We start from the raw sequence: 7083 nt of genomic DNA on the forward strand, positions 1-7083 counted from the left end.
GCCGGTGTGGGCGTCACCCGGAGAGGTCGGTCGGCCAGGTGTGCACCGGGGCGTCGGTCCGCATCAGGGCGCAGTAGCGGCGGGTCATGGCCGCGAGCGCGGCGTCCCGGTCCAGCCCGCCGGCCAGCGCGCGGTGGTAGGTGGCGGTCTGCCAGGACGCGCCGTTGACCCGCAGCTTGCAGCGCTCCTCGATCACGCCGAGGTAGCGGTCGCGGTCGGCGGGCTCCACACCCCAGGAGTCGAGGCCGGACGCGGCGAGCGGCAGCAGCTCCTCGCGGACCAGCCGTACGGCGGAGGTGCGGGCCAAAGAGGCCGACCGGCCGGATTTGGGCCACTGCAGGACCGCGTCGATGCCGTGCCGGCAGGCCGCGTCGAAGTTGGCCGCGGCGGCCGCGAAGGGCAGCCGCGTCCACACCGGGCGGGACTCCTCGGCGAGCGCCCTGACCAGTCCGTAGTAGAAGGCGGCGTTGGCGATGACATCGGTGACGGTGGGCCCCGCCGGGAGCACGCGGTTCTCCACGCGCAGATGCGGAACACCGTCCACGACGTCGTAGACGGGCCGGTTCCAGCGGTAGATGGTGCCGTTGTGCAGCGCCAGTTCCTGGAGCTCGGGCACCCCGCCCTCGTCCAGCAACCGCAGCGGGTCCTCGTCCTCGCCGGTGGAGAGCAGGGGCGGAAAATAGCGCAGGTTCTCTTCGAACAACTCGTAGGCGGAACCGATCCAACGCTCGCCGAACCAGGTGCGCGGGCGCGCCCCCTGGGCGGCGATCTCCGGCGGACGCACATCGGTGGCCTGCAGGAACAGCGGCGGCCGGGATTCGCGCCATGCCTCATGGCCGAAGACGAAGGGGGAGTTGGCGCCCATCGCGATCTGCACGGCGGCCACCGCCTGCGCCGCGTTCCACGCGTCCGCGAAGCGCTCCGGGGTGACCTGGAGATGGAGCTGGACGGAGGTGCAGGCCGCCTCGGGGGCGATGGAGGCGCTGGCGTAGGTGAACCGCTCGCGGCCCTCGATGTCGATGAGGAAATCCTCGCCGCGGGCGGCCAGCATCTGCTCGTTGAGGAGTTTGTAACGGTCGTCATAGGAGAGGCTCGTGGATCCCAGATCGTCCGCGGCGAGGGTCGGCAGAATTCCGATCATCACGATCTCGGAGGACACTTCCCGCGCCTTGCGATCGGCATATGACAAACCGGTTCGGAGCTCTTCCGAGAGCTGATCGAGAACGCGTCCGCGCAAACGGTGGGGCACGATGTTTACTTCAAGGTTGCACTGCCCGAGTTCGGTCTGGAAATCATGACTCCCGATGCGCTCCAGAACCTCCGCGTTCATCATCCTCGGCAGTCCGTCGGCCCCGGCGAGATTCAGCTCGATCTCCAGCCCCATCAGATTCTTCGGGCGGTCGAATCGCTTGTCGGCCAAGAGCCGGCCCAGCCCGTCGAGGCACTGCCGCAACCGGACGCGCTGCCGTCGCCGGCCGGACGGGTCGAACTCACCGGCTATGAGCTTGTCCCCCATCGAAGCGTCCCTCCTCGAGTGGATCATCGGTGCCAGCCGTCTGCACACCACGCTCGATGATGCCCACCAATGTGATCGATAACGCCCCGCGATCCCCACCCAGCCGGTACGCTCTCTGGAACTGTTCATTGCGCCGAAAAAATGGACCGGCGAGTTCCAGCCTACCGCGCCGGCCTCAAAATGCCAGGTCATATCCGTTCATCTGGCACGGAATCGGGGAAAATCCCCGCATTCTCGGGGTCTGGATAACGTCTTGTCGGCAATGCGGGCAGCGGCTAGATGAAACACAACGGGAACACTTGTCGTATAAACTCGGCTAACGAGGCAGAGAGATAAGGCCCGAACGGTCTGTTCCGGTTCCCCTCTGACCCGTGTTCCACCGACAGCGCCGCCCAAACCCGGCCCGCTATCGCTTCACCGTGTCTCCAAGCGAGAGGCGACCCACCATGCCGCTGCATGTGCCCCAGGCCCCCGCGCCCGCCCTGCGCAGCGTCCTCACGGCCCTTGACTCCCCCACCGCCGTCCGCGAGGCCCGCACCCCGGTACTCTCCACGCTCACCGGCCCCTTCGAACCCGAACTCCCGCTCCCCGTCCATGTCCTGGACGACATCACCACCGCCGACGGCCCGCCACGGACCCGGCTCACCGGCTGGCGCTTCCTGATCCGCGACGGCAACCGCACGGTGGCCGCCGCCGAGGCGATGCTCACCGCCGACGGCTGGGCCTTCTCACACTTCTCCGAGGGTCCCTATGTCAGCTCGGCCGAACTCGCCCTGAGCCAGGCCGAGTCGCTGCCCTCGGCATACCAACCGCGGCTGCTGTCCATCCCCGAGCTCTACATGGTCACGCTCTGGCTGCACGGCGACCTGACGGCGGACGGCGCCGAAGGCGGCCTCGGCGCGGGGGATCTGTTGGTGCCGCTCGCCCCGGCCCCGCCGGGGATCGCGCCCCACCGGGCGCATCGCGCAACCGATCTGCTGCCGGTTCTCACCCACCGGCTCACCCGGGCTCCCTTGCTTGGCTCACCCGCCTGACCTGGGCCTCCATCAGGTTGGGAGCGCCCCGTGACCGCCGGGTCACGGGGCGCTCCGCAGCATCCTCGTAACAGTCCGGCGGCGATGAACCGTCCGGACGGGTGATGCGTCATTATCTAGCGAGACCGGTACCGCGAAATCCCTGCGGATTCCAGGCCGTAGGGCAACACTGGAGCAATCGACCGACTCAAACCACGGGGGGCGGCCATGGACGCCGCAGCGAGCCGCAGGACATTCACCACTCCGCAGCGAAAGAACCCTGTCATGTGCCAGCATCAACCACCCTGCCCGTCAGCCGACTCCGCCGACCGGGAGGCCGCCCATCTGGTGGCGCACCACCCGGAGCAGGGATGGAGCCTGCTGTGCAACGGCGTCCTGCTCTTCGAGGACACCGGTGAGCTGCTGCCGGACGGGCGCGTCATCGCACCCTGCCGACCGCGGGGTTCCGAGCACATCGTCACCGCGGCCTGACGGCCGCCCACGCCGTCACCACGGTCTGACCCGCCGTCGACGGCACGTACCCGCAGGGGCCGGCCCGGCGCATCCGCCGCACCGGCCCCATTGACGCGTCTCCGAGTCTCCGAGGGGAAGCGCTCAGCCCTCGTAGGACTCCAGCGGCGGGCAGGAGCAGACGAGGTTACGGTCACCGTAGGCCCCGTCGATCCGCCGCACCGGCGGCCAGTACTTGTCGGCCGCCGAGACCCCGGCCGGGAAGACCGCTTCCTCCCGGGAGTATGGGTGGTCCCACTCCCCGGTCAGCGACGCCGCCGTGTGCGGGGCGTTCCGGAGCGGGTTGTCCTCCTTGGCCCACTCGCCGGAGCCGACCTTCTCGATCTCGGCCCGGATGGCAATCATCGCCTGGCAGAACCGGTCCAGCTCCGCCAGGTCCTCGCTCTCGGTCGGCTCGATCATCAGCGTCCCCGCGACCGGGAACGACATCGTCGGCGCGTGGAAGCCGTAGTCGATCAGACGCTTGGCCACATCGTCGACCGTCACGCCGGTGGCCTTCGTCAGCGGCCGCAGATCCACGATGCACTCATGGGCCACCAGGCCGCCGGGACCGGTGTAGAGCACCGGGTAGTGCGGCTCCAGACGCTTGGCGACATAGTTGGCGCCGAGTACCGCGACCTGGGTCGCGCGGCGCAGCCCCTCGGCACCCATCAGCCGGATGTACGCCCAGGAGATCGGCAGGATCCCCGCTGAGCCCCACGGCGCGGCCGAGACCGGGCCGACGCCGGTGGCCGGGCCGGCGGCGGGCTGCAGCGGATGGTTGGGGAGGTAGGGCGCCAGGTGCTCGCGCACCGCGACCGGGCCGACGCCGGGGCCGCCACCGCCGTGCGGGATGCAGAAGGTCTTGTGCAGGTTCAGATGCGAGACATCGCCGCCGAACCGGCCCGGCTCGGCGAGCCCGACCAGCGCGTTGAGGTTGGCGCCGTCCACGTAGACCTGTCCGCCCGCGTCGTGCACGGCCGCGCAGATCTCGGTGATGTGTCCCTCGAACACGCCGTGGGTGGAGGGGTAGGTGACCATCAGCACGGCCAGTTCGGCACCGTGCCTCTCGATCTTGGCGCGCAGGTCGCCGGTGTCGATCTCACCGTCCTCACCGGTCTTGACCACGACGACCTTCATGCCGGCCATCACGGCGCTGGCGGCGTTGGTGCCGTGCGCGGAGGACGGGATCAGGCAGACGGTGCGCTGCGTGTCCCCGTTGGCCCGGTGGTAGGCGCGCACCGCGAGCAGTCCGGCGAGCTCGCCCTGGGATCCGGCGTTCGGCTGCAGGGAGACCTTGTCATAGCCGGTGACCTCGGCCAGCCGCTCCTCCAGCTCACGGATCAGGGTCAGATAGCCCTGGGCCTGCTCGGCCGGTGCGAAGGGGTGCAGCGCGCCGAACTCGGGCCAGGTGACCGGCTCCATCTCGGTGGTCGCGTTGAGCTTCATGGTGCAGGAGCCGAGCGGGATCATGCCCCGGTCCAGCGCGTAGTCCCGGTCGGCCAGCCGCCGCAGATAGCGCAGCATCGCGGTCTCGGAGCGGTGCTGGTGGAAGACCGGGTGGGCCAGATAGCCGTCGTGGCGCAGCAGGGCCGCGGGCAGCGCGTCCGGCGCCGCGGCGTCCAGCTCGTCGATGCCGGGAATCCCGGGGGCGTCGCCGCTGCCGCCGTCCACCCCGAAGGCGGACCATACGGCGGCAAGCTGCGCACGGGCGGTGGTCTCGTCGCAGGCGATGCCGACGTGGTCGGCGTCGGTCAGCCGAAGGTTGACCCCGGCCTCCCGGCCCGCGGCGACGACCTCGGCGGCCCGGCCCGGCACCCGCGCGGTGAGGGTGTCGAAGAACGTGCCGTGCACCACCTCGACACCGCCGGCCCGCAGCCCCTCGGCGAGCACGGAGGCGTAGCGGTGGGTGCGGCGGGCGATCGCGGCGAGCCCGTCCGGGCCGTGGTAGACGGCGTACATCCCGGCCATCACGGCCAGCAGCACCTGGGCGGTGCAGATGTTGCTGGTGGCCTTCTCCCGGCGGATGTGCTGCTCACGGGTCTGCAGCGCCAGCCGGTACGCCTTGTCGCCGTCGGCGTCCACGGAGACTCCGACCAGCCGGCCGGGGAGGTTGCGGGCGTAGGCGTCGCGCACCGACATGAACCCGGCGTGCGGTCCGCCGAAGCCCATCGGGACGCCGAATCGCTGGCTGCTGCCCACCGCGATGTCCGCGCCCAGCTCACCGGGCGAGGTGAGCAGGGTGAGTGCGAGCAGATCGGCGGCGACGGTGACGACGGCGCCCAGCTCATGGGCGCGCTCGATGACCGGCCGCGGATCGCGCACCACGCCGGAGGCGCCCGGGTACTGCAGCAGTACGCCGAAGACCCCGCGCTCGGCGATCTCGTCCGGAATGCCCTCGGCCAGGTCGGCGACGACGACCTCGACACCGGTCGGCTCGGCGCGGGTCCGCAGGACCGCGACGGTCTGCGGCAGACAGTCGGCGTCGACCAGGAAGACGCCCTCCTTGACCTTGCCGACGCGTCGCGACAGCGCCATCGCCTCGGCGGCCGCGGTGGCCTCGTCCAGCAGCGAGGAACCGGCCGTGGGCAGCCCGGTCAGATCGGCGACCACGGTCTGGAAGTTGAGCAGGGCCTCGAGCCGACCCTGGGAGATCTCCGGCTGGTAGGGCGTGTACGCGGTGTACCAGGCGGGGTTCTCCAGCACATTGCGCAGGATCACCGGCGGGGTGTGGGTGCCGTAGTAGCCGAGACCGATCATCGACGGCAGCACCTGGTTGCGGTCGGCGAGTCCGCGCAGCTCGGCGATGACCTCCGGCTCACTGCGGGCCGGGGGCAGGGCATCCAGCGCCTCGGCGCTCTTTATGACATCCGGTACGGCGGCCTCGGTGAGCTCGTCCAGCGAGCCGAAGCCGACGTGGGCGAGCATCTTGGCCTGCGCCTCGCTGTCGGGGCCGATATGGCGCTGCTCGAACGGAGTACCGCGTTCCAAGTCGGAGAGTGCGATGCGATTGGCGGTCATCTGCGGGGGCCTCCTGGTCTGTAACGACCGGCGAGGGGCACCGCGGCGCGGGTGCCCGGACGGCCTCCCCCTCTGTCATCTCAACCTGAGAGCTTCACCGGTCCACATACCGCCTGACCGGTTTTCACCGTCGGTGAGGAGGGGTCCCGGAGCTCTGCTCGCCCGTGGCCCGCCCTGCTTTCCAGAGTGACCTCACCCGCACGGTACGTGTGCCTGAGAGATTCCGGGGAGGGTTTGCTCCTTCGGCGCCTCCGACAGCGTCGGCGGAGGACTCTCCCGCACGGGGTTTACAGCCACAGTCAGCGTACCAGCGGTTCTACCGTGGGGGACGGTCGCCGACGTTCGAGTGGCCGAGCGCCACGATGTGGCTTTTTGTAGGTATCAATGGCCACTTGCCACCTGTGGGAGAGAGCGTGCAGACCGATATCGACCCGCGGACCCTGATCGGCCGCAAGGCATTCGACCGCGAGGGCTCCAAGATCGGCACCGTCGACGAGGTCTATCTCGACGACGCGACCGGCGAGCCCGAATGGGCGGCGGTACGCACCGGGCTGTTCAGCCGGGACGTCTTCGTGCCGCTCGAACCGAGCGAGGTCGTCGGCGACACCCTGCGGGTGCCCTACGACCGGACGCTGATCAAGGACGCCCCGGACTTCGGAGTCGGCCGCCACCTCTCCCCCGAGCAGGAGTTGCAGCTCTACCACCACTACGGGCTGGACGTCACGGGCTGACCTTGGGGCTGGAGCTGAGCCTGCTGATGGTCCGGCCCCGGGGCCTGCTCGCGGCCCGGGCCGTGGCCCCGCAACTGGCCTGGGGCCTGACCCTGCTCGTGTCCCGGCGCCCGCCCCCGCTCCGGACCGCTACCCGGTCCCGGGGCCAGGCCGTCTGAGCCTGGGGCCAGCCCCTCCGCGCCCGCGGCCAGGCCGCCCGGCCCCGGGGCCTGCTCGCGGCCCGGGCCGTGGCCCCGCAACTGGCCTGGGGCCTGACCCTGCTCGTGTCCCGGCGCCCGCCCCCGCTCCGGAC

At 70.4% G+C, this 7083-nt stretch carries 5 protein-coding genes and 1 riboswitch; of the genes, 3 read left to right on the plus strand and 2 right to left on the minus strand.

Annotated elements, in window-relative coordinates; translation table 11 throughout:
* Positions 1-13: 13 nt before the first annotated feature.
* Positions 14-1516, minus strand: coding sequence for a glutamate--cysteine ligase (locus ACFYOY_RS25800; RefSeq protein WP_351888641.1), 1503 nt, complete (start codon positions 1514-1516; stop codon positions 14-16).
* Positions 1517-1962: 446 nt separating this feature from the next.
* Here ACFYOY_RS25800 and ACFYOY_RS25805 point away from each other — a divergent pair, with 446 nt between their 5' ends.
* Positions 1963-2550: a hypothetical protein gene (locus ACFYOY_RS25805; RefSeq protein WP_137964361.1), complete on the plus strand. Its 588-nt coding sequence runs from the start codon at positions 1963-1965 to the stop codon at positions 2548-2550.
* 264 nt (positions 2551-2814) lie between these two features.
* On the plus strand, positions 2815-3021 hold the full coding sequence (locus ACFYOY_RS25810; protein WP_043236576.1) for a DUF5999 family protein: 207 nt from the start codon (positions 2815-2817) through the stop codon (positions 3019-3021).
* A 123-nt stretch (positions 3022-3144) separates the two neighbouring features.
* Here ACFYOY_RS25810 and gcvP read toward each other — a convergent pair whose 3' ends face one another.
* Entirely contained in the window at positions 3145-6060 is a 2916-nt protein-coding gene (gene gcvP, locus ACFYOY_RS25815) for an aminomethyl-transferring glycine dehydrogenase (protein WP_388589853.1), read from the minus strand.
* Positions 6061-6251: 191 nt separating this feature from the next.
* A riboswitch (glycine riboswitch) is annotated at positions 6252-6349 on the minus strand.
* 124 nt (positions 6350-6473) lie between these two features.
* Here gcvP and ACFYOY_RS25820 point away from each other — a divergent pair.
* Complete coding sequence (locus ACFYOY_RS25820) at positions 6474-6791, plus strand: PRC-barrel domain-containing protein (protein WP_059143931.1); 318 nt, start codon at positions 6474-6476, stop codon at positions 6789-6791.
* The last annotated feature ends 292 nt before the right edge of the window (positions 6792-7083 follow it).

The sequence above is a fragment of the Streptomyces sp. NPDC007875 genome (genome assembly GCF_042868035.1).
GTDB classification, from domain to species: Bacteria; Actinomycetota; Actinomycetes; order Streptomycetales; family Streptomycetaceae; genus Streptomyces; species Streptomyces antimycoticus.